Consider the following 1,738-nt stretch of genomic DNA (forward strand, 5'->3'; position numbering starts at 1 on the left):
ACCCACATAGATCATCGCGGTCATCAGCGCGTCGGAATAAGCGTCGTGCTGGTTGAACAGAGGCAGGTTCAGGTCGCGCAGGATATTGGCGAAGGTCAGGTCGATCTGCGTGCCCGGCGGCGCGTCGCCATATTTGCGGTCGTAATAAATGCCCGACACTTCGATGCGCGGGTTGGGCAAATGGATGCCGATAAATTCCGCGACATGATTGTTGAGCATGGCGATGTCGAAATCGATGTAATAGCCGACCAGCGGCCGCCCGCCGATGAAATGCAGCAGGTCCGGCAGGATCTCGCTCATCGGCCGCGCATTGCAGACGTCGATCTCGCGCAGGCCGTGAACCTTGATCGCCGCCGCCGCGATCGCCACGCGCGGGCGCACCACCGCCTGAAAGGTCTCGCTCGCCAGAATGCGGTCGCCGCGAATCTTGATCGCGGCGACGGAAATGATTTCGTCGCGGCGCGGATCAAGGCCAGTGGTTTCGCAATCGATCGAGACGACTTCGTCCGGCGGTCCCGGCTCGAACAGGAAGGAATAGCTCTTGTCAGAGAGCGCAACCTTGTCCATCAGCCGCATGATCCAGCGCAGGGCCATGGCGCGCCCTAGAACATGGCGAGGTTGAAGCGACGGCGCACGAGATCGCGCAATTGCTTCACCACCTGGAAGGAGTCGCGCAACAGGTCGCGATCCATGCTGCTGAGAGTCGCCGGCTTGAGCAGGCTGGCGCTTTTGGCGGCCTCGATCTGCGCGTCGAGCCGGATCGTCATCAGATAATCCAGCGCGCGGGCGAGATCGCGCGCGAATTCCTCGTTGATCAGGCCAAGCTCCGCCAGTTTGTTCAGCCGCTTGACGGTATTGGTCTCCTCCAGCCCCTGTTCGATGGCGAGCGAGCGCACGCCATGGACGATGGGGAAAATGCCGCCTTTTTTCAGATCGAGCGCGTCGCCCTCGCCTTCGGACGTCTTGAGCGTGTTGAACAGGCCGATCGGCGGCTCGAAGGACTCGATCGCCTTGGCGAAACGGGCGAGGAAGACGCGTTCGTTGGCGACCTTCTCGACCAGCTCCTTTTTCGCGCGCGCCAGCAGCGACGCGTCGCCGGCGACCGCCTCGGCGTCGAAGAAGATCGCGACATTCATCGCCGATTGTTCGTCGGGCGTCGTCGTCCACGAGCCGAAATCGGCGATATATTGCGCCAGCGTGCGCGACCAGAGCGGATTATTGACCATCACATGGCCGGGACAGGGCGGGAAACCGAAGTCCGCCAGGGCGCCGGAAAATTGCTCGCGGAACCGGTTCAGCGCCGCCTCGTCCACCGGCCCAGCCAGGATCAGGCCATTGTCCTGGTCGGTGCGGATGGTCTGTTCGCCGCGCCCCTCGCTGCCCATCACGATCAGGCAGCATTTGTCGCGCATTTCCGGTGGGCAGAGCAGGTCGAACAATTTGGCGAACAGGCGGCGGTTGAGATCGGACATGATCTCCGCCACCACTTCGAATTTGACGCCCTGCCGACGCAGCGGCCGCACCTGTTCGGCGATCTGCTTGGCGGCGGCGCCCAGATCGGCCAGCGTCGAGGCGCGGTCGATGCGCCCGACCACAAGCTGGGAATTGCCGGCGAAAAAGCTGAGCAGATTGATGTCCTCGAGAATGCCGAGGAAATGCTCGCCCTCCTTCACCACGATGCGGCGCTTGTTGTATTTCGTCATCAGCAGCAGCGCCTGCGAGACGAATTCGTCCGGAT

At 62.4% G+C, this 1,738-nt stretch carries 2 protein-coding genes; both read right to left on the minus strand.

The genetic code is table 11. From position 1 onward, the window contains the following. Positions 1-594, minus strand: a 594-nt coding sequence (locus ACE3S9_RS19240) for a 3'-5' exonuclease (RefSeq protein ID WP_374548085.1), incomplete at its 3' end; no start/stop codon positions are given. 8 nt (positions 595-602) lie between these two features. Continuing rightward, positions 603-1,738 (minus strand): putative nucleotidyltransferase substrate binding domain-containing protein (locus tag ACE3S9_RS19245; RefSeq protein ID WP_374548086.1); only part of this gene is annotated, 1,136 nt, incomplete at its 5' end.

Origin of the sequence: Rhodoblastus sp. (assembly GCF_041915505.1) — a bacterium.
Lineage (GTDB): Bacteria > Pseudomonadota > Alphaproteobacteria > Rhizobiales > Beijerinckiaceae > Rhodoblastus.